Source organism: Streptococcus sp. HMSC065E03 (genome assembly GCF_001815045.1).
Classification (GTDB): domain Bacteria; phylum Bacillota; class Bacilli; order Lactobacillales; family Streptococcaceae; genus Streptococcus; species Streptococcus parasanguinis_AD.
Map to the genome: position 1 here is coordinate 415,068 of NZ_KV818852.1, position 21,378 is coordinate 436,445.

At 44.5% G+C, this 21,378-nt stretch carries 21 protein-coding genes and 2 tRNA genes; 2 read left to right on the forward strand and 21 right to left on the reverse strand.

The genetic code is table 11. The features are described from left to right. Positions 1-79 precede the first annotated feature (79 nt). Both HMPREF3002_RS06535 and HMPREF3002_RS06540 read left to right on the forward strand, forming a co-directional pair. Positions 80-162: transfer RNA gene (locus tag HMPREF3002_RS06535), tRNA-Leu, on the forward strand. Between the two features lie 4 nt (positions 163-166). After that, positions 167-256: transfer RNA gene (locus tag HMPREF3002_RS06540), tRNA-Ser, on the forward strand. Positions 257-301: 45 nt separating this feature from the next. Here HMPREF3002_RS06540 and rsmA read toward each other — a convergent pair. The 21 genes from rsmA to HMPREF3002_RS06645 all read right to left on the reverse strand — a co-directional run. Then, entirely contained in the window at positions 302-1,177 is an 876-nt protein-coding gene (gene rsmA / locus HMPREF3002_RS06545; protein ID WP_070665666.1) for a 16S rRNA (adenine(1518)-N(6)/adenine(1519)-N(6))-dimethyltransferase RsmA, read from the reverse strand. Between the two features lie 52 nt (positions 1,178-1,229). Beyond that, positions 1,230-1,814, reverse strand: a complete 585-nt coding sequence (gene rnmV, locus HMPREF3002_RS06550; RefSeq protein WP_037599409.1) for a ribonuclease M5 — start codon at positions 1,812-1,814, stop codon at positions 1,230-1,232. Then, positions 1,786-2,556, reverse strand: a complete 771-nt coding sequence (locus HMPREF3002_RS06555) for a TatD family hydrolase (protein ID WP_023919238.1) — start codon at positions 2,554-2,556, stop codon at positions 1,786-1,788. Before HMPREF3002_RS06555 ends, rnmV begins: the two co-directional genes overlap by 29 nt. A 125-nt stretch (positions 2,557-2,681) precedes the next feature. Further along, the gene (rpmH, locus tag HMPREF3002_RS06560) at positions 2,682-2,816 is read right to left on the reverse strand and encodes a 50S ribosomal protein L34 (RefSeq protein WP_003003086.1); all 135 of its coding nucleotides are present in this window, start codon (positions 2,814-2,816) and stop codon (positions 2,682-2,684) included. Between the two features lie 147 nt (positions 2,817-2,963). Beyond that, the gene (locus HMPREF3002_RS06565) at positions 2,964-3,593 is read right to left on the reverse strand and encodes a ribonuclease P (protein WP_070665669.1); all 630 of its coding nucleotides are present in this window, start codon (positions 3,591-3,593) and stop codon (positions 2,964-2,966) included. Between the two features lie 75 nt (positions 3,594-3,668). Further along, positions 3,669-4,616, reverse strand: a complete 948-nt coding sequence (jag, locus tag HMPREF3002_RS06570; RefSeq protein ID WP_049483648.1) for an RNA-binding cell elongation regulator Jag/EloR — start codon at positions 4,614-4,616, stop codon at positions 3,669-3,671. Between the two features lie 15 nt (positions 4,617-4,631). Beyond that, complete coding sequence (locus HMPREF3002_RS06575; protein WP_070665713.1) at positions 4,632-5,447, reverse strand: YidC/Oxa1 family membrane protein insertase; 816 nt, start codon at positions 5,445-5,447, stop codon at positions 4,632-4,634. Between the two features lies 1 nt (position 5,448). Continuing rightward, entirely contained in the window at positions 5,449-5,790 is a 342-nt protein-coding gene (gene rnpA / locus HMPREF3002_RS06580) for a ribonuclease P protein component (protein ID WP_070665672.1), read from the reverse strand. Positions 5,791-5,868: 78 nt separating this feature from the next. Continuing rightward, on the reverse strand, positions 5,869-6,546 hold the full coding sequence (locus tag HMPREF3002_RS06585) for a CPBP family intramembrane glutamic endopeptidase (protein ID WP_049506557.1): 678 nt from the start codon (positions 6,544-6,546) through the stop codon (positions 5,869-5,871). 85 nt (positions 6,547-6,631) lie between these two features. Further along, positions 6,632-7,525: a TDT family transporter gene (locus tag HMPREF3002_RS06590; protein WP_070466661.1), complete on the reverse strand. Its 894-nt coding sequence runs from the start codon at positions 7,523-7,525 to the stop codon at positions 6,632-6,634. A gap of 377 nt (positions 7,526-7,902) precedes the next feature. Then, entirely contained in the window at positions 7,903-8,127 is a 225-nt protein-coding gene (locus HMPREF3002_RS06595) for an accessory Sec system protein Asp5 (protein ID WP_003003038.1), read from the reverse strand. Position 8,128: 1 nt separating this feature from the next. Beyond that, positions 8,129-8,320 (reverse strand): accessory Sec system protein Asp4, encoded by a 192-nt coding sequence (asp4, locus tag HMPREF3002_RS06600; protein ID WP_003003066.1) that lies wholly within the window; start codon positions 8,318-8,320, stop codon positions 8,129-8,131. Beyond that, positions 8,313-9,668 carry an accessory Sec system glycosylation chaperone GtfB gene (gtfB, locus tag HMPREF3002_RS06605; RefSeq protein ID WP_070466663.1) on the reverse strand — a complete coding sequence of 452 codons (1,356 nt, stop codon included), beginning with the start codon at positions 9,666-9,668 and terminating at the stop codon, positions 8,313-8,315. Before gtfB ends, asp4 begins: the two co-directional genes overlap by 8 nt. Continuing rightward, complete coding sequence (gene gtfA, locus HMPREF3002_RS06610; protein WP_070665675.1) at positions 9,652-11,166, reverse strand: accessory Sec system glycosyltransferase GtfA; 1,515 nt, start codon at positions 11,164-11,166, stop codon at positions 9,652-9,654. The genes gtfB and gtfA overlap by 17 nt, the downstream gene beginning before the upstream one ends. Positions 11,167-11,177: 11 nt before the next feature. Next, the gene (gene secA2 / locus HMPREF3002_RS06615; protein ID WP_176745573.1) at positions 11,178-13,562 is read right to left on the reverse strand and encodes an accessory Sec system translocase SecA2; all 2,385 of its coding nucleotides are present in this window, start codon (positions 13,560-13,562) and stop codon (positions 11,178-11,180) included. 24 nt (positions 13,563-13,586) lie between these two features. After that, positions 13,587-14,057 carry an accessory Sec system protein Asp3 gene (gene asp3 / locus HMPREF3002_RS06620; RefSeq protein ID WP_070665681.1) on the reverse strand — a complete coding sequence of 157 codons (471 nt, stop codon included), beginning with the start codon at positions 14,055-14,057 and terminating at the stop codon, positions 13,587-13,589. Further along, positions 14,054-15,598 (reverse strand): accessory Sec system protein Asp2, encoded by a 1,545-nt coding sequence (gene asp2, locus HMPREF3002_RS06625; RefSeq protein ID WP_070665685.1) that lies wholly within the window; start codon positions 15,596-15,598, stop codon positions 14,054-14,056. Before asp2 ends, asp3 begins: the two co-directional genes overlap by 4 nt. After that, a complete protein-coding gene (gene asp1, locus HMPREF3002_RS06630; protein ID WP_070665688.1) occupies positions 15,591-17,180 on the reverse strand; it encodes an accessory Sec system protein Asp1 in 1,590 nt (529 codons plus the stop codon). Before asp1 ends, asp2 begins: the two co-directional genes overlap by 8 nt. Before the next feature lie 8 nt (positions 17,181-17,188). Beyond that, entirely contained in the window at positions 17,189-18,406 is a 1,218-nt protein-coding gene (secY2, locus tag HMPREF3002_RS06635; RefSeq protein WP_070665691.1) for an accessory Sec system protein translocase subunit SecY2, read from the reverse strand. 224 nt (positions 18,407-18,630) lie between these two features. Then, entirely contained in the window at positions 18,631-19,635 is a 1,005-nt protein-coding gene (locus tag HMPREF3002_RS06640; RefSeq protein ID WP_070665694.1) for a sugar transferase, read from the reverse strand. A gap of 187 nt (positions 19,636-19,822) precedes the next feature. After that, a partial coding sequence (locus HMPREF3002_RS06645) for an LPXTG cell wall anchor domain-containing protein (protein WP_141754496.1) occupies positions 19,823-21,378 on the reverse strand: 1,556 nt, incomplete at its 5' end.

The following is a 21,378-nucleotide window of genomic DNA, read 5'->3' on the forward strand; positions in this document are numbered from 1 at the left end:
GTCTTTTAGCAGAATTCGGGAAAGGGCACCTTCCTTTTTTTCCTTGGCATTTTTCCTAAAAAGTGTATAATAGAACTATGCGGAGGTGGTGGAACGGCAGACACGCATGCTTCAGGCGCATGTGCCCCTTCGGGCGTGAGGGTTCAAATCCCTTTCTCCGCATCTTGGAAAGGTGGCCCAGCTCGGTACGGCACCGGACTCGAAATCCGGCAAGTGGATTTTTATTCACGCGCGGGTTCAAATCCCGTCCTTTCCTTCTACAACAAACAAGACATGAGCTATGAAGCTCATGTCTTTTCTGTTATTTTATTCCCGCATCTAGAAGGCCATCTGCTAGGCGGGCGAAGTCTTCTAAGCTCAGAGCTTCTCCTCGTACAGAAGGTTGCAGGCCTGCAGTTTGGATTCCTGCTTCCAGCTTGGCTTTGATTTCTTCGGTCTTGCCGAAGCGACTAGTCAAGTTGTTCCAAAGTGTTTTGCGGCGGTGGACAAAGCTAGCCTTGCTGACAGAGAAGAAGAAATCTTCATCCTTGACGGTTACTGCTGGCTCTTCGCGACGGACCATCTTGAGGATGGCAGAGTCGACGTTTGGTGCTGGCACAAAGACGGTGCGAGGTACAATAAAGGCTACCTTAGCAGTCATATAGTATTGGACAGCAATGGATAACGAACCATAAGCTTTGGTGTTGGGCTCAGCTGAGATGCGGTCTGCCACCTCTTTTTGCATCATGACCACAAATTCTTGGAAAGGAATCTTGGATTCGATCAAGTGCATGAGGATGGGAGTCGTAATGTAGTAAGGAAGGTTAGCCACTACCTTAATCGGAAGGTCTGGGTTTTTAAACTCTGCGATGTACTGGTTGAGGTCTACCTTGAGGATGTCTTGGTTGACAACCGTTACATTGTCAAAATCCCGTAAGGTATCCGCCAAAATAGGAACCAAGCGGTCATCGATCTCAAAGGCCATGACTTCTGCCGCATTTTCCGCCAAAAACTCAGTGAGAGCTCCAATTCCTGGACCGATTTCGATGACATTGACCTGCTTATCAATCTCAGCCGTATCCACAATTTTTTGAAGGATGTTGGTATCGGTCAAGAAGTTCTGACCGAAGGATTTTTTAAAGGTAAAACCGTGACGCTCCAGCACTGCCTTGGTCACGCTATAATCTGCAATTCTCATTTTTTCTCTTTTCTAATCAGTTTAGAGGTAAAGAATCCCCTCTACTTCCGTCTTAATAACTAGCCATCGCCTCTTCGACTTGGGCCAAACTAATTCCAAACAATTCCAAGCGTTTGATCAATTGCTTGCCATTGCAGTAGCCGATGCGCAAGGCTTCTCCTAGATATTCCCGCCGTTTGCGACTATCGCTTCCCATCAAAAGTCCAAGCCGCATCAAGTCAGTCTTTGTGATATCAAAGAAATTATCATCTTCGTAAGACCCGACCAGTCCAGCTAGGGCTTTTTCTAAGTCTTCAAAGCTGGCATGTTCTACTCCAAGAGAACGCCCCTTGGTCTTGGATTTGGGGACTGCTTCACCACGATTTAAAAAGGCATGTTTGGCCTGGGGCACCTCTTGCATAATGATCTTGCGAATTCGCTCACCATTATAGTCTGGATCGGTAAAGACAATGACCCCACGCAACTCTTGCAAGGTAGCAATTCGTTCCAAGTCATCTTGATCGATCGCAGAGCCTCGCGTTTCATAGGTATCCACCTCATAAAAACGACGGAGATTGGCTGTGTCATCCTTGCCCTCCACGATAATCACTTCCGGTATTTTTCTTTTCTCAGTCAAGGCCAAATACCTTTCTTGCATTGTCATAGGTTGCCTGAGCCACTTCTTCTGTTGTTAAGCCACGTAGTTCTGCAATAAAATCTACCACATAACGAGTGTAGGCTGTTTTATTTTCTCGACCACGTTTGGGAACTGGTGCCAGGTAAGGAGCATCTGTTTCAACCAAGATCTTGTCTAACGGAAGGCCAGCTGCCGCTTCTTGGACATCTGTGGCTTTCTTAAAAGTGACCACTCCAGAAAAGGAAATCATCATCCCCAGATCCATGAAGCGTTTCGCTTCTTCTAAACTTCCTGAGAAAGAATGCATGATCCCACCGCGAGAACCGACTCCTTCACTCTTGATGATGGCATAAGTATCTTCTAAAGCATCGCGTGTGTGCACCACAAAGGGGAGGTCCAAGTCTTTAGACAATTGAATCTGACGACGAAAAACCTTTTCTTGGACGTCTTTCGGTGCCGTCATCCAGTGGTAATCGAGACCGATTTCTCCGAGTGCGACGACTTTGGGATGTTTTAGCTGTTCAAGTAAATAGGCCTCCACTTCAGGAGTATAATCGCCTGCCTCAGTGGGGTGCCAACCAAGCGTGAGATAGAGTTCTGGGTACTGGTCTGCCAAGGCTATTCCTCGCTCAATCGTCGGTTTGTCAAAACCAACGATATTGTGGGCTACAACACCCATTTCCTTGGCCAAGTCGAGCTCTTCTTGTTCTTTTCCTGCGAATTCTTCCACATTGAGATGGGTGTGGGTATCAAAAATCTGCATGATCTTCCTTTTCTTCCGAGTTTTTCTTCTTTCTATTATAGCAGAAAGCGACTCTAAATTCACTTTCGGACAAAACAAAAACCAGTAGTCTCGAGTTTCTACTGGTTTTTAGGTTTTTATCTGAATTAGGCAGCCAAAACTTTGCGTCCTTTACGACGACGAGCTGCCAATACGCGACGACCGTTTTTAGTTGCCATACGGTGACGGAAACCATGTTTGCGCGCACGACGAAGTTTACTTGGTTGATAAGTACGTTTCACGATGAATACCTCCTCATAGATTTTGTATTCGTTTAGCCGGCTAGTTGTGATCAGTTACTAAACATACTTTACTATTCTATCGGATTCGACTCTATTTGTCAATAGCTATGGCAAAATTGTTGCAAATACAGGTCGGAGAAAACTTTTCTACACCTGACGGGTTGCCAAGTAATAGGGTTCCAGCGCCACCAGCGCCTCTTGCAACTGATCCAGGATATCCTCAAGAGAACCTTCCTCAACTAGAGAAACATCGTATTTGACGAGGACCTTACGAACCGCCCCTTCTGCTACTGCTTGTAACAGATCATGGCGATTCTTTTCTGTTCCTTCTACCCTTTGACTCTCCCCATTTTTCTGGGCGAAATAATAAACTGGCTGAGAGATAGGAAGGGTGAGAACCATGTGTTGCTTTTGAAGGCTCTGCTCATCTTTTTTTCGCTCGATAAAACTCACCTCTAAGGAAACTCCAAAATCAACTGCATCCCCATAAAGTCTCAAGGCAAACATGGGCTCTGCCATCGTCCCTTCTCCTTTTAGATAGGCCCAAAAATGAGGCCGCAAGACCTGAGCCTGGTTCATCCATTGGCTAGTCCGATCTTGCTCCAAATAGGGGTGACGCTTCTGAAAGGCTGAGACTAAATCAGTGAATTCCTTACGAGCCGCCTGAGCTAGGGCACGATACTGCTCCATCTCCGAGGCTAGCACCCCTGCCTTTGCTGGGGCCTGGTAGTGGATTCCTTGAAACTTTAAAAACTCTCGAATCGCTGTAAATGCCATCTGCTTCCTTTCTAAACCTAAAAAAGGAGAGATCGGCTCAATCCCGTCTCTCCCTTATGGGAAATAATAGCTAGATTATCCTTCGATGTCGACAACTACATAACGGTTTGGTTCTTCCCCTTCAGAGTAGCTAGTGACTCCTTCCATCTTAGAGACGATCCGGTGAATGATTTTGCGTTCACTGTTTGACATCGGATCTGTCTGTTGGGCTTGCCCATCTTCGAGGGCACGTGTTGCCAACTTCTGAGCATAGCTTTGAAGAACTTCTGCCCGGTGTTCTACATAGTCATTGACATTAATGGTAATGTAAAAATTCTTTGAGTAGCGATTATAGAGGTAATTTTGTGCCAATAGTTGAAGAGCCTTCAAGACTTTTCCGTGGTAACCAATGACACGTCCTGGCTCATTGGTATCAATTTGCATATTGACCGTACGGCGGTTGTGACTGCTTGAGATGGTCGCATCCACATCCATTTCATCGACCACTGTTTGAACATAGGCTGTCACATCATCTACGACTTCTTCGATGTTGTAGTTTTCCTCTACCTCGATACCAAGGTTTGAGAAATCAGACTCGCTTGATTCTTTTGCCGCTGGTTCTTTGACTTTTTCAAGGATATGTTCATGCCCTTTTTCTTCAAGAACGGTATCTGCTTCTTTGTCATGTTTCAGGATTTCTGTCTTGATTTCTTCAGAGACAACTTCTCCTTCTTCTTCGACCTTTTTGATCGCTGCAACGACACGTCCGAGATCGACCGTTGCTTCGCTCACAGTCTTAACCGGTTCATTTTGCGCATTGATCTCATCTGGGACACCTTTGACAGCTTTTTGATTGGCTTTTACAACAGTTGTTTCTGCAATGGGCTCAATCTCTACTTGGGCTGGTTTTTTCCCAAACAAGCCAAGAAAACCTTTCTTTTCACGCGCTACAACCGTAATATGTGCCTTCATACGAGGAATATCTAAATCGTTCAGACCTTTTTGAATCGCTTCTTCAACAGTTGCTCCAGTATATAGGACCATATGTCCACCTCTTTCTTATTTTTTCTTTTTCTGTGCTTTGTTTAGGGCACGGCGTTTTTGTTTTTCCATGTCGCGTGAAGCTTGCTCTTTTGCTTCACGCTCTGCGATAATCTTGAAGGGGTTGTTCAAGAGATAGGTTTGCCCGACTTGGTAAGCATTGGAAGTCACCCAGTATAGTGCGACCCCGCTGGCTGAGAACAAGGCAAAGAAGAAGATCATCACAGGCATCACATACATCATGGTTGTCGCACTACCATTGCGCTCTGGCATGGCTTTATTGGTCAACCAACTGCTGAAAAATGTGAAGAGTGCTGCAAGAACCGGCAAGATATAAGTCGGGTCGATCGCGCCAAGGTCCAACCAGAGGAAGTGACCGACTTTAAGGAATTCAACACGGCTCAGTGCTTGGAACAAGGCCATCAAGACCGGCATCTGGATTAAGAGAGGAAGGAAGGCTGAAGACGTTTTGACACCTTTTTCCTTGTATAGGGCCTGCATCTCTTCAGAAAGCTTGGTCCGACTATCAAGATCCTTCCCAGGATACTTAGCTTGCAATTCCTTGAGGAGGGGTTGAATTTCCTGCATTTTGCGGGTTGAATTCATTTGATATTGGAAGAGAGGCAAGAGGACCGTCCGTATGACAATGGTAAAGACGATAATCCCTACACCGATACTTCCGCCAAAGGACAAGAAGCGGATGGCTTCTGCAAAGAAGTAGACGAAGCGTTCCCAACCACCTGTCGACTGAGCTGTCACTTGAGAGGTTCCACAAGCTGTCAAGACCAATAAGGCCGCACCTAATAATCCAGTTAACTTCAGTTTCTTTTTCACATTATTCCCTTTCTTGGTAGACATGCGATAATTTTAAGACATGTACAAGATTTTTCTCTACTTGATGAAAGTCGAGCTCCTCCACTCCTTTACGAGCAATGACAACAAAATCATCGGTCGTAAGGAAGGCTTGGTGTTTGATCAAAACATGGCGAATCAAACGTTTGATGCGATTTCTGGTCACAGCATTTCCCAGTTTCTTACTAACAGACAGGCCGACTCGAAAATGCGGTTGGTCTTTGCGCAAGCGGTAAACAACGAATTTCCGATTGGCAACATTTTGACCACTTTTAAAGATAGCATTAAAATCTTTGTCACGTTTGACGCGGTAGCTTTTTTTCAAACCTCAACTCCTTCTTTTAAATTTATTCTATTATACCATATTTTCAAAAAAAACCAATCTCACTCAGGAAATCGGTTGCTACTTAAATACAGATAAAAGTAAAGGCAAGGTATAGTAAAGATTGAGCAGGATATGAGCCAAAATAGGAGAAAGGAGCGTCTTACTCCGATAATACAGGATCCCAAAAATCACACTCGGCAGGAGATAGATGATAGAAGCTCCCAGCGAAAAGGGAGTGTGGAGAAAATGCAGGCCACTATAGATGAGGGCTGGAAGCCAAATCTCAGCATAGAGTTTCCAGCCTTTGAAGTAGGCATTCACCAAGGCTCCACGAAAAATCAGCTCTTCTGTCACTGGCCGGATGACGACCATTGCGATCACTAAGATTAGCACCCCTGTGGGACTAATTTCCCGTGGAAAGAGACTCAAAACGGCTGCCCGTCCTTGAACAAAACCACTGATGAAGTAGTCCAACCAGTAAACCAAGCAGGCCGCAAAAACGGCTTCTATCAGAGCTTGAAGAGGGTTCTTCCCCAGTTTAAACTGCGCTTTTTTAGAAAAACGATAGACCAAAAATCCTGTAAAGACTGCATAGAGGCCTTCTAGGCCAAATAAGGTCCAATAATAGCTATTGGCACTTGCTACACTATTGGAGACATACTGGGCCAAGGGGCGAAATTGAGGCCGAACATAAAAATAAAACAAGAGCAGAAAGAGGGGATACAGCAGTGAGAGCTTTCCTTTGATGAATTTCATAGATACCTTTCCTATAAAATCTGACAAATCGTATAGTGCATCTTACCATAATCGTGACAAGGTTTCAATGAAAAAGGATGCTTTTCTACTCTCTGAGATAGGCCACATAACCACCTAAGACAGCGACTAGAATCAAGAGACAAAGAAAAGTTTCCATCCATACAAGAACTGTCAAGAAAGGCAGTTGCAACAAGCCTTGAGCCATTTTCAAAGAGGTCGCTGTGATAACTGTTGGAAAGGTCAGGGCTGAAAAAGCAGGTTGAAAACCTTCTGTGATCATTCTCGGTAGGCGCGTCAAAACAAAGAAATAAAAACCTTGCGAGGCCACCACCATGATCAGTAAGAACCAGGTAGGCAGGCTTGCTCCACCCACACGAACCAGAGCCGCTAAAAGAAGGGAAAAGGGAGCGCAATAGATGCCTTCTTGGCCCAACAGATGACTGGGTAAGGGTGACTGCTTCAAATCATGATAGATAAGGGGATAAAGAAGAAAGGTCAAACCAAAACCAATCACTAAAGCGAGATAAGCAATCTCTCTTATTCCCACAACTGGATAAGTCAAGGCCGCTACTGCAATGCCCACATAGAGAACGGTCCAACTGGGAGTGGCATTGGCTCTTGGTCGCGCTAGGACATGGGTCTTGGTAAAATAGAGAATCAAGCCCAGATCTAAGAGAAAGGCAGACCACCAGACCAACTGTGATAGACCTCCAAAGGCGGGAAAGAGGCGCAAAAGATAGGTGGATAGAATCATCCCTGCCATGGGAAAAGTTGCCATCCCAGATAAAAGGGCTGGTTGTTGGAGTTCTATCTTGGTTTCTTGCCAGCGAATTGCATGATAAACGACAAAGAAAAACCAGAAGAACAAACCTGTCAGACTAAAGGCGTGAGCAAGGAAGGGTAGCGAGTCTGCAAGAAGGTTTCCAGCGCCAACCAGTCCTAACAGACAGCCTGAAAATACTAAGGGGATCTTTTTCATCGGAAGCTCCAATCATTTTATCGCTTTCAGTATACCATAAAAACAAAGGCAACATCATCAAAAAACGAAGTTGGAGAATACCAACTTCGTTCAGATTGAAGATAAAGTCATATAAAAACTTTCCTTAGGTGAGTACGGACGTCAGCGAACTTCGAAGAAGTTCCATGACTAATTATTGAGCCTAAGGTCTCAATAATTCCGAGTGCCTGAAACGTTATTGTTTCAGGCACTTTTCTCACAGCGGAAAGTTTCGGTATTTTCTTGAATCGATTTTAAAAATGGAACTCATTTTTGTTTTTTTGCAGAATCGCTTAACTTATTTTAATTTAAAATAGTTTGTCTACATTCTAACTTCTTTTTATCCATTCTATTAAAGACTAGGCCTGTACGACCATCATATAAAGAAATAAGGATACGAGAAAGACGATACTAACAACGAGGGTCGCTAGCTTGAGTCCACGGTGAGACCGCCAGTAACTTGGTTTTCCTAGGTTACTGGTCGCATCTGTTGAGAGCGATTGTTGTTGGCGAGGCTGCAGGGTGATCAGAACCACAAGAGCGAGGGATAAGATCGAGATCCCGATTGCAAATACCATTTCCATCTTAGGATCCTCCTAACACTCTGAAGAGGGTAAAAATAACTCCCAGCAGAATCACCAAACCAATGATCACATTAAAAGTAACATTGATCTTTTCAGAACGTGTCGTCTTTTCTTTTTCGGCAGGACGGCGTTTGAGAGACTCCATCCGTCCTTCTACTTCTTTGTAAAATAAATCTTTCTTACGATCACTCACTGTATCCACCTATCCCTTCTTGCAAGCGAGCTTTGAAAACAGCTGGCTCAACGCTACTTGATTGGGCAATTTGTTGCGCAACGGCTTCTCTGTAGTTATCCACAGATTGGTAGATTTCCTGGATACGGGACACCATATCTGCTTCTTTTCCTTGATCAAAGATATTGGCTTGTGCGAGGAAGTGGCGGTCATGCAGGGTATGGCTAAAGGCAAGGATGACTTGCTGGTGTTCGAAGGCCTTGCGAACAATGCCTTGTACCTCTGCATAGTGGTTGATATCCAGATAAATACTAGAGACCTTAAGCAACTCTTTGATCCGCTCTTGACTGATATTTTGGTACAAGACCACATTTGGGTAGCGGACCATAGACAAGAGGCTCGCAGACATCTCCGTCAAAGCTGCTACACGGAAGGTCACATTTGGCAAGTTCTCTACTAGGTAGGTCAAGGCTTCGATCTGATCCGAATTGGTCAAGACAAAGGCGTCTTTACGGATATCGTCTTTCACCTTGAAATCATACAGGTAGCCAAGGGGACCAAAATAGCTATGCTGATCTTGCGAGGTCAACTGCAAAGCACGATGATAGGTCGCGTTTTGCGGAATCAAGATCTTCTTGGTCCGGATTTCTGGGCTCTTTAGAATCAACTGCATGTTGCCCGGAAGGCTGTCGTGAAGAGGCTCTTGCCACACCAGGACGTCGCGTCCTTTGATGCCTTTATTGCCCAGCTGGAGACTAATGCTAAAGGAGGTAGCCAGCGTATTGTAGACCAAACCATCTAGATCAAAACCACGATACTCTAGATAAAAGACAAAGTAATCTAAGCGATTCTTGAAAATTCGCATGGGTTGATGGTCCAAGGTCAAGATCAAATCCCCTGTTTGGTGATTTTCTGTCAAGCGCTCGGTATCCCCTTCAAAATAAGTAGTCACCAAATACTGTCCCTGATCGCCACAAGTCGTTACGGCAATCTTACGACCGTATTGGTCGTAGTGCTCAATCATGACCACTTGTCCCTTGTCATCTAACCACTCTAAGCGCTCGACGATGCGTTTGTAGGAAGCAGCGTGGTACACAATTCGAGCCTTTTCTTGACCATAGTAGGTCACTTTTCCCGAACTATTATCCCCAGAAACTTCCCAGAAATCAGGAACTGGAACTTCATTAAAGTAGCGTCCCCGCTTCTCTCCTTTTGCTTGTCCTAAGAAATAGATAAATGGAGACTCGACACCGTCTGGTAAGAAACCATTTGGCTCCAAAACAACGGTCGGGTGGTCAAAGCCAGACTCTTTCATAGAGTGGAGCAAGTCTTGGCTTTCACGAGAATAACTATCAAATACGTTCAGCATGTGTCACCTCTTCTATCAATTGTGCCCAAGCTTCTTCTACTCGGCTGGTCAAAAAGTCTTCTGCACGCGCATAAGATGCTTGACGCATGCTGGCTAGATCATTTTTTTTGTATAGCTGGATCATTTTTTCCGCAAAGGCAGAAGCGATCTGGTCGACCACTTGATCTGCTGAAGGCGGAATGAGATAGCCATTTTTACCTTCTGTAACAAAGGTCTGGTTGCCATAAGGAACGTCAAAACCGATTATCGGAAGACCAGAACCGATCGCCTCCATCAAGGTCAACCCAAAGCCTTCGCTGGTCGACGCTGACAGGTAAACCTCATAATTCTTATAAATTTCCTCTAGATTGGCATGCCCTTTGAGATGGATATAGTCTGCCGCCCCCAATTCATCAATCAGAGAACGCAGCTTGCCTTCTTCTCCACCTTTTCCATAGATATCAAAAGACAGTTCTGGCAATTCTTTTTTGGCGCGAACCACTGCTCGCACTAACCAGTCAATATGCTTTTCTGTCGCCAAACGAGAGGCAGTAATCATAGAAAATGGGGTGCGATTTTCGTTTTGTGGCAAGCTTGCAAGACTCCCAACTGGAATGGTATAGATGGCTGGCTGATGGTTGGTGTATTTGGCAAACTGCTCGGCTAAGATTTCTTTTTGACGGTCGGTCGCAACAATAAAGAAGTCCACCTTGTCAGCATTGGTAAATTGGTACTCGTAGTAGTTGTTCCACAGGATATACTGATCGTCAACATTATTGGCACTGAAGTGCTCTGCATGGACGACCACACCCAGGCGGGCTTTTTGCGCTTCTTCAAAGATAGGCTGACCGATATTGGTTTCCCGATCCAAAATCACCAGATCTTGTTTGGTCAATTGAAGGGTTTGCATGAAGTAGCGGATCAATTCTTGGCGACCAACTAGATAGCGATCTGGGAAACGATAGATTTCGCGGCCATCCGCCATCTGCATGCTGTAGGCAACCGTCCCGTCTTCATTGTAAAAACGGCGCTCAATCAAGTTGGCTTGGTTGTTCTTGGGAATGAAGTACTCCGTACAATAGCGGGCATAGGAGAAATAATCCTTTCTCACCAAGATCCCTCTAGACACATACTCACAGCGTTCCACATAAGGACTATTTTCTGAGCGCAGGTAGCAGGTCAAAAAATTGTCCTGGTCTTCATAAAAGAAGCGCTTGATCTTGCCATCGACTTCTTCGCGCGTCGGTTTCCCGGCAAAACCTGCTAAGACCTGGTCAATGGTATAGGTCGTTGGTGCAATTTTTATATCTGTAAAATGGCTGTAGAGCCAGATGATTTCATCATTTTTAAAACCGATATTTTCTGTTAAATGTTGGATATTATCGGCTAGAATCATATCCATAAAAACAAATTTAGCTGGTTGATGGATATTGCGTAACAACTGGGCCCGGTAGGCCTGGGCGTACTCAACACCACTGCTGGCCCAACCGATTCCAAGGTTGATATTGTATACTGTCATAATGTCCTCTTTTATGGGAAATGCAAGACAATTTCCCCTTTTTTATTGATTTCTACTCGACTCAGCAAGAGATTGCGGACCATTTGTTCTTTGGCCGCCCCTTTCATTCGATCAAAGGATTGGTAGGCTTCTTGGAAAAATTCCACCAAAGGATTTTTCTGACTGGTGTATTGACCAGAGAGAGCCATCCGCAATTGTTGCAGATAGTCGACCTGCTCGACCCAGTTTTCATCGATAGCTTTTAGAATGGCCATGCGCTGGAATTGGGCGATCACCTCATCGGTGCCTAGGACCTCATACTTAGCCTCTAACTCACTTTTAGCAATCTCCCATAAGAAATTCTCTTTGGTTTTTTTGCTACGGAAGGTTTGGTGGGCCTTTTCCGGATCTACTTGGTAGCTCACATTGTCTAACATATAGCGATAAAAAGCTACCGGTTCCTTGTATTCTTTTTTATGGGCTACGCTTGAAAAGACGGAACGAAGAACTTTTTCAACGATGTCGTCCAAGCGACCTTCTTGTTTGATCAAGCGGTCGCGCTCTTCGTAGACGATGGCACGCTGAATGTTCATGCTTTCCGCAAATTCTAGCGTCATCCGACGACTGGCCTGACCAGAACTTTCACTAGCATTTTGAGCCCGTTCCACCAAGTTTCTATACTTGCGCTTGGTCAGAGCTTTAGCTGAACCAATCCGCTCATCCACATCATAGTCTTGATAGGTATCCTGGATCCAGTCTGGCCCCCAGTTTTTCATCAAATCGTCTTCCAAAGAGACGAAGAACTTGGTCAAACCGGGATCTCCTTGACGACCTGAACGTCCACGAATTTGAAGGTCAATCCGCTGGTTCATCATCCGCTCAGTCCCAACAACCACCAAGCCACCTAACTCAGCGACTCCTGGTCCCAACTTGATATCGGTTCCCCGACCGGCCATTGAGGTCGCAACCGTCACAGCACCTTTTCGACCAGACTCCTTAATGATCTGGGCCTCTCGAGGAGCATTGTTAGCATTGAGAAGATTGTGAGGAATCCCTTCCCGCAAAAGAAGATTCGAATAAAGAATCGACATCTCAACGGATCCGGCAAAGACCAGGATCGGATTGCCCTTTTCGTGGACCTTCTTCACATAATCCAGGGAAGCCACGATTTTTTCCGGCAAGGTCTGATAGATTTCATCCGGCAAATCCTTGCGGATCTTCTTACGATTGGTTGGGATCTTGATCACTGACATGGCATAGGTATCAAGAAACTCTGCCTCAGCGACCTTCCCAGTCCCGGTCATGCCACCCAACTTCCGAAACATCTTAAAGAGGTTTTGGTAAGTAATAGAAGCCATAGCCCGTGTTTCTTGGGTGAGTTTGAGACCTTCTTTGGCTTCAATCGCCTGGTGGAGTCCTCCTTGCAAGCGGGTCATTTCCATCAAGCGACCCGTCGCCTGGTCTAGCAAAACAATCTCAGGTTGTCCTTCGACATTAGGATGGATGACATAGTCCTTATCCTTAATAAAGTTTTTATTGGCCTGCAGGGCTAGACTGATATGGCGGACCAAGTCACGGTATTGGGGATCATAGAGATTGGGAATAGCAAGAAAAGCTTCTGCTGCATGAGCTCCTTTTCGAGTCAACCAAACCCGTTTCTTTTCTTCGTCAAACTTGAAGTCTTCCCCCTCTTTGAAGGTTTGGATCAGGGTGTCAATAATCCCATAAAGGTTGGACTGGACCCGAGGAGAACCAGAAATAATCAAGGGAGTCTGCGCACTATCTAGGAGCACCGAATCAATCTCATCAACAATGGCGTAATTGAAGTCTGCCAAAAATTGGCCATCTGCTGAAGCCGTCAAGTTCTCTGTTAGATAGTCAAAGCCCAGACTGGTATTGGTCGTATAGATGACGTCTGATTGGTAAATTTCGCGTTTGACTTCTGGATCTAATTCTTCGTCCTCTGACTGTTTCAAAGGAACGCCGACGGTCAAACCTAAAAAGCGGTAGACCTGTCCCATCTCTTCTGCATCCCGAGTTGCCAGATAGGTATTGGTCGTAATGACCATAACCCCTTTTCCTTCTAGGGCATTGAGATAAACCGGCATGGTCGCTGTTAAGGTTTTTCCTTCACCGGTATTCATTTCAGCGACATTTCCCTGATGCAGAACAATCCCTCCCATGACTTGCACGTCATAAGGAAACATACCTAAGACCCGTTTATCAGCTTCCCGCGCAACCGCAAATGCTTCTGGCAAGAGATCATCCAAGGTCTCACCCTCTGCTAGACGTTCCCGAAATTCTGCAGTCTTCTCCTGCAGCTGACGATCCGTCAAACAGGCCATGTCATCCCTCCAGCTATTGACTTCTTTTAAGATTTTTTTGATGTTTCTTAATTTAACGTAATCCAATGTGATCCTCTTTTTTGCAGTGATGTTCGTCTATTCGAGAACTTCTGCTCCCTCAGACGATATTGGGTAAATAGTGAAATAGTGGAAGGTGAACTCTTGCAAACCTGCACTGAGCAAGCGTACTTCGTAGGCGTAAGCTTGATCTGGATAGGTGAACTGCAAGCGACCTTCTGCGGTTACTCGACGGCCAACAAGGTCTCCAAAGCGATCTCTAAAGATAATTTCTACCATAACGGTATGAGTGGGGGTCGCTTCCATCGTGATAACCAATTCATAATCTTGCTCTCTTTTGAGCAGGGGCAGGCTAGGAATTTGACGAGTTGCCCCAAAATTCGTCTGCGAATGCCAGGTTTTCAGTACTTGACCAGATGGCATGAGGGGGTTCTGAAATTGAACGCTTCCTTGGGCAGTTGCTTGAATCGTTGACCCCCAAAGATAATCTGCAAGAACGGTATCGCCCCAGTAGATTCGTCTGCTTTCATTTTCTTTTATTTTTATCATTGGCTTCTTCCAAAGTCTCTTTCCATGATTTCTTTGTACTGGGTCACAAACCACTCAATGATCGGACCACTCGCATCATTGTGTCGGCCAGCGCGACTGGTACTGATAATACGAACCGGTAATTCATACAAGGCTTCTAAAATATCTGGATAGGCCTGCTGGTCGTAGTCATCATCCCGCATATAGGCAAGGGCTAGAATGGTATCCTTAAAGTCCGCTTTTTCAAACCGGTCCCAGAAACGTTGATTGAGCTGACCGATCCCTTCTTGTGACACTTGCCCAACGATCAACTGCATCATGTCTAGAGATGTTCCAAACTCATCTGGACGTTTAAATTTCAGATTGGCAGCGACATCCCCCAGGTTGACAATAGGTTTTCCGACCAAGATCGCATGAGGAGAATAAAGAGCACCATAGTAAAGGGCACCAAAGGTCCCCATGGACAAGCCTGAAAAATTCATATCTTTTGGCTCAAAGCCGAGCAAGTCCAAGTGCTGATCAATAAAGGCAGTGATTTGACTTTCCAATTCTTCTGAGCCCATATAGAAGGATCCACCTTCCAGTCTTGGGTCAGAAAAGAGAATAAAGGGACTCCCCATCGCACGCATCATCCCAAACCCTTCAAAACCTTCAGCCGGACGATACCCAGAAAAGTAAATGTTTAAAGGTGGTTTCATATCGCCAGGATGGAAATAAGCAAAAATTTCTTGGCGTTTGTGGTCCCGTAGCGTCTTAGCTCCTACGGTCATCTCTCCTAAAGGACCATGTGACAAGCGCTTATGTAGGGCTCCGATCGTAAGTGTCCCTTCTCCTTTTGCTTCCAGCGAAAAGGCTAGGTAATAAGGCTCTGCTCCATCCAATTCTAGTGGTTGCTCCATCTCTTCTTCTGAAAAGACTGCATCTTCGACCCACTCTCCCAGAGCACCAAAGCGGTAAAATTGAATCCGCAATTGCAGCTGACAGCTTGGATCTTTTTCATATTCCAACCAAAAATTGATGGGACGGCTAGCATCATACACGTAGTTGTAGACCCACTGAGCAATCGGTGTAAACTCTTCACCGTATGATCCATCTAGCTTCAGAAAATGTTGCCCCAGCACCGTTTGCTGGCCAGCAAAATCAGGTCTCACTCGCAGGTCACGAACCGTAAAGGCATCTCCATATTGATTGTCGTATAAAAAACGCTCTAAGACATAGAGAAATTGATGCTTGTTTGAGAAATCCCAGGGTCTTGCTTGCTTGAGTCTTAAGAGGTGGGCCAATTCTTCAGAAGGCGCCTCTAGTTCATAGCTTTTATCATAAAAAACGGTATACGGTTGGAAATAAGCCAGGTCTTCTCCTAAAGCTAATAAATCTTCTGGCTTTTCCAGAATCAAGGCTTTGAATTTGGAGATTTCCTCTTCTTCCATATATTCTTTGAGTGATGGAAGAGCGTTAGCTTGAAAAAAGTGCCAGCCTAGTCCAGCAGGAAGCTCCACCTGATCCTGCCAACTGCTTGAGCCAATTTGGAGAATATGGGGTATTTGTTGTTTTTTATCCATGACGTTCTTTCATCCATCCTTCCCATTTCTCGATCAAGCGTTGACCGGTGTATTCTTGAATTTTTTCGATCGAGTAGACCAAGGCTTCGTTCCAAGGCTTCAATTCCAATAAGAAGTGCGTGATTGCCTTTTCTAATTCCTTGTCTCCCTTTGATAAGACATAGCCATTTTTCAAATGATCAACATATTCTGTCTGGACGCGGTTGACCTGTGGAATCCCAGCAGAGATCCCCGCGATTTGCGTGTAGAGGTTGGGTTCCTCGCTTAAATCTACGATCAAGCGTGTTTTTTCCAACTCTTGAATAATGTCATTTTCATTTGAAAAATTCTTAACTACAAAGCGATAGTCCGGTGCGTCTTGTAGGGACTCTTCATCGATAATCTGGTTTTCCCCAAGCCCTTCCATTTGGGCTGGTGATTGAACCAGATGCAAGTCCTGCTCGCTAGCGATCAATTCCTCGAGTTGCCCTTCTAATTCCTTAACACGCTCCGGTGATCCATTGTAAAATGCAAAAACAACTTCAAATAAAGGATGTTGCCCCAAGACCTCCAGAACCTTTTTGAGCTGGCTCTTACTTGGAAGCTCAGCTTCATTGACATAAAAGTAAATCTTTGATTCCTTGCGCTCCTGACTAGATCCCAAACGAAGGCGGGAGTCAAAAGAGGTAATCCGGTGTGTCTTCTGAGCCAAGCTAGGAGAAAAGACCCCAATCGCTTCTTTGGTTTTTTCACTATCTGTGATCAAGAGCTGGGCATCAATCATATCAAAATAAAGGGCAAAGTTTTCGGCAGACAAGGGCTGACGATCCCCATAAAAAGACAAGACTTTCTTGACACTACTTGCTGTATCTTGTAAAAAAGCCAAATTTGCTGGATGAGCTGCCAAAACCAACTGATCTCTTCCTGGAACCAAGGTTGCTAGCTGTTCCTTCATTTTTTCAGCGACAACGTCTCCCATATTGGCATAGCTTTCTTTTTTGAAGGCATGAGAGAAAGCTTCATTGACCATAACGGAGTGGTTCTCTTCGATCAACATCTCTCTCAAAACCCATTGCCCATCAAAACTCAGATACTCTTGGAAATAAGGTTTCCCCTCATTGTAGTAGATTCGACTAGAGATAAAGCCACGATCATCTATGTACTCGATGTAGCTGATCTCGTCATTCTTATAACGGGTCAAAGAGAGAAGGTTTCCATCCACTCCCATATCAATTTTCGCTAGGTGGTGGCCCTTACGAAATGCCATTACCAAAAAGGGAGTATAGGAAAAAGTGGTCTCACTCGGCCATTCGATGTCCTGAAGCTGAACTGGGCGCATAGCCAAATCAGACGGAACCTGTTGGATCTTATCAAAAATCGAAAAGACATCTGTCTCTAACAAATCTTGGCGGTGTAAAAAATAGCGCAGTTGTGGACTATATTGAGGCAACAATAAGATCCGATCCATTTCTGCTTCTTGAAAAATACGAACTTGATTAATGGTATCGTCAAATTCAATGGACTCTCGCATCCAGTACCAAGGGGTAGCTGTTTGCTGCCAGATGCGGTCCGTTCCATACCAGGCTGGTACAAAATAATACATGGTTACTCCTAGAATATTCTTGTATAACGTTGATTCACACGAAGGGCACGAATTTCTTCTCGGATATTGTAAATCATCCCGACAAACATGAGGAAGGTTCCTGGAATCATAGTCAAGCGCAAGAGATCTTTATCCCATAACAAGAGAGAAAAAGGAAGCGCCGTGAAGAGGATCAGATACAAGGTCCCAAAAACCGTCAAGCGTAGCACAATTTTATTGATATAGCGACGTGTATCTGCTCCAGGATAAACATGATCGATATACTCGGAAGCCTTCATCATCTTATCTGCAATTTCTTCTCCATTCACATTGACAAAGGCGAAAGCAAAAGAGAGAAGGGCGATCATCAGAATGTAAAGAAGAATCCAAATCGGATCTCCCATCACCAAGTGTTTGGCTAAACGAGCAGCCCACTTGGCATTGGAATCCATTGACAAGATCAAGAGCATAGCATACTGAGGAATGGACACCAAGGTCATGGCGTACATGAAGGGCATCCCTCCTGCCGGGTTGAGCTTGATATCCAAAAAAGTATAACTTTTCAAGTTGTTGTGGATCCCTAATTTATTGACAGGAATCTGGTACTTGGAATATTCCACCAAGACTGCCACATAGACAAAAATCAAGATGAAAATCACGCCCAGAACATAAGCGATTTCTGGGATATTATTGACATTTGAAAGGGTCTGCATCACGTCTTCTGGCAGGTACATAACCATCCCAGCCATCATGATCACAACAGAACTTCCAAGCCCCAAAGCGGCATTTAGATCGGAGAGCCAAACTAAAAAGAAGGCTCCGGCTACCATAATCATGGTATTGACCGCAATGACAAGTCCGGAGTTCAACCCTGTCTTCAAGGGGAGATACATGGCCACTGCCAAAGACTGGACGATGGCGAGCGCCAAGGTCACGTACATCTTTCGCCGCTCCACTATCTCCGTGCTGGTTTTTTCAAGGTTAAAGCGTTTTGAAACGGTAAACATCCGCCACAAAATCATGGAAGACATCCATGGCGATAGACCGATCGAAAAGATAGACATTCCGCGGAGGTTTCCCCCCATCACAGCGCTTGAGAGCTGCAAACCCGTTGTCGTTCCCTCATTGAGTCTCAGGGCCTTTGATAAGTCAACAAAAGGCAGGGAAATTTTACTTCCCAAAACATAAATAAAGACGAAAAATATCGTCCAACAAAATCTCTTTCCTACTTCAGATCGTTTTAACATTTCTTTTAAACTTTCTCTTACTCATTTTGACTCTTCCACCTGGGAAACAGCCTTAAAATATGTGCCTTTAGAGCATTTTATCTCAACTTATTTTACCATAATTTGCGACTTTTCCAAACTCATTTGTCACTAATATTTGATAATATTTCAATTTCCCCATTTGGTACCGTATTCAACAAAAAATCCTTCAGATGTTTATCTGAAGAATCTTGTTTACTTGGATATTATTCTCCTAAAGCCATGATGGTATCGACAAATAATTTCTTTGTAAAATAGCCATTGCGGATCAAATAAGAAGTATATTGAGCCTTTCGGACCATTTGAGCATACTCTTCTTCTGTACAGTCTTGGACCAAACGATTGGCTTCTTCAAGACTGGAAGCTACAAAGCCGAGCCCTTTTTCTCGAATATAGTCTGCATTTGACAAATAGTCTGGCACTACTACTGGAAGACCAGCAGATAGATAAGTTGATAGTTTGTAAGAAATATTTTCTTTGTAGTAATCCCGCTCATCCTCAGGATTCTCTGAATTTCCCCAGACAAGCCCAAAACCACCCTTGGAAAGTTCGAGAAGCAACTCTTGCTTAGTCCGCCAGCCTTCCATATGGATCTTAGAATAATCGACTCCTTCAACTGGTTCAGTATAGACATGAAGGGGTGTCTCATATTTCCAATCGATGATATGTGGGAAACGCGAAGGATTTCCTGAGAAGATCAGTTTTTTCTCAAATTGCGGAGTATAGAGATCCAAACTGTGGGTCAAATCCCACAACTTTTGGACCACATATTTTTTCACTGTGAGTCCTTCTGATACTAGACGATGGTACATTTGCTCTGACGGAACAACGACCAAATCACTCTGATTGTACATGTCGATATAGTTAGGCATTAGGTAATAATTGCTCTCAAACATGAGTGGTGGAACATCATGGATAAACATGACCAGCTTGGTTTGAAGGAGTTTTAACTTATCAACCAAACGGCGGTCCCACTCAATTCCATTCCAAGAAGGAGATTGAACGAAGACAATATCCCCAAAAGCAACGCCTGCTAAAATCCCATCCATCCGCGAATTCAATTCGCTAGCTGGTTCATTGCTATGATCATAAAAGTAGATCCCTAATTCATTGACCCCAAGTTCACGAACGACATTCATAATATCGTTTTGTGCCATCAGGGCAACACTTTTCGAAGATTGCCCAAATAAATTTGTAAAATGGATTTTCATCTCTTTCCTCTGACTCTTCTTTTTTAATCCCATATTTTCTGAAGATATGAAGGCAAACAGAGCTTTTTACAAAGTAACCTTTTTCATATCCCTCAACGAAAACTTCCTCATTCATTATAACATATTTCCCAACTTCTTAGACATTCTAGATCAATAAAAGACCGGTTCATTCCGGTCTTTTAAGGTTTTATTTGCCATCTTTTTTCCGAATTCCTAAAAGGGCTAATCCAGACAGAAGAATGGAAGCTCCTGTAGCAAGGATATTAGATGAAGGACGAGAACCTGTCTCTGGAAGAGCAGATCCTGAAGAATGCGTCGCAGTTAGTGAGCTTGCATCTGATGGAGATTCTGAGTAAGAGGTGCCAAACGAAGACACGACAGACTCCGAAGAACTTGTCACAGCAGAGAAACTTGACGCATAAGACACACTGATCCATTCAGAAATTTCCTGCGATAAGGATTGACTCTCTGTTGATGATGCACTTCTAGAATCTGAAACACTCGTCAAAGGAAATTCAGATACTGGCATGGACGTTGAAGCCGATTCGCTTGCTGAAAGGAGCGAAGTTGATTGGCTATAGGAGTCAGACTTCGATAGTGAGGCTGACGCTAGAGATTCTGAATAGGATGTCCATTGTGAAGCAGATAGACTCTCCGAAACTGATCGAGAGAACGATCCAGACTCTGAAACCTGCGATGCAGCTACAACATGAGAAGTTGAAGCTGATTCGCTTGTCGAAGCAGAAGCTTGAACTAATGAATCTGATTGACTGGCAGAGATAGATTCTTGAGCCAATGAATTTGATTCACTTGCCGAAACGGATGCCTGGGCCAAGGAGTCAGATTGACTTGAAGAAACTGATTCTTGTACCAGTGAATCGGACTGGCTGGCAGATACGGATTCCTGAACCAATGACTCGGATTGGCTAGTCGAAACGGACTCTTGAACCAAGGATTCAGATTGACTTGCTGAAACGGATGCTTGGACTAACGAGTCTGATTGACTAGTAGAAACGGACGCTTGAACCAAAGACTCGGATTGACTAGTTGAGATCGACTCTTGGATTAGCGATTCTGATTCACTTGCTGAAACGGATGCTTGGGCCAAGGAGTCGGATTGAATTGCCGAAACGGATTCTTGTACTAACGAGTCTGATTGACTAGCTGAAATCGACTCTTGAACTAGCGATTCTGATTGGCTGGTCAATACAGATGCTTGAACCAACGAATCCGATTGGCTGGCAGAAACGGACGCTTGTACCAACGAGTCTGATTGACTGACAGAAACAGATTCTTTAATCAACAATTCAGACTGGCTTGCAGAAACTGATTCCTGAAGCAACGACTCTGACTGACTCACTGAAACTGAGGCTTGAACCTGCGAGTCGGATTCACTAGCTGAAACAGACTCTCGCACTAACGAGTCCGATTGACTCAATGATGTTGATCGCAAATCAGTCGATACTTGCGATTCCGACTGACTCATTGAATCAGAACGAGAAAAGGACATAGATTCTGTATTTTGAGACTTAGATTCGACATCAGAAGTAGATTGTGATTGACTCACTGAAACGGATGCTTGTACCAACGACTCTGATTGACTGGCAGATACAGATGCCTGAACCTGCGAGTCTGATTGACTAGCTGAAACTGATTCTTGAACCAATGAATTTGATTCACTTGCCGAAACCGAGGCTTGTACCAACGAGTCAGATTGACTTGCTGAAACAGATTCTTGAACCA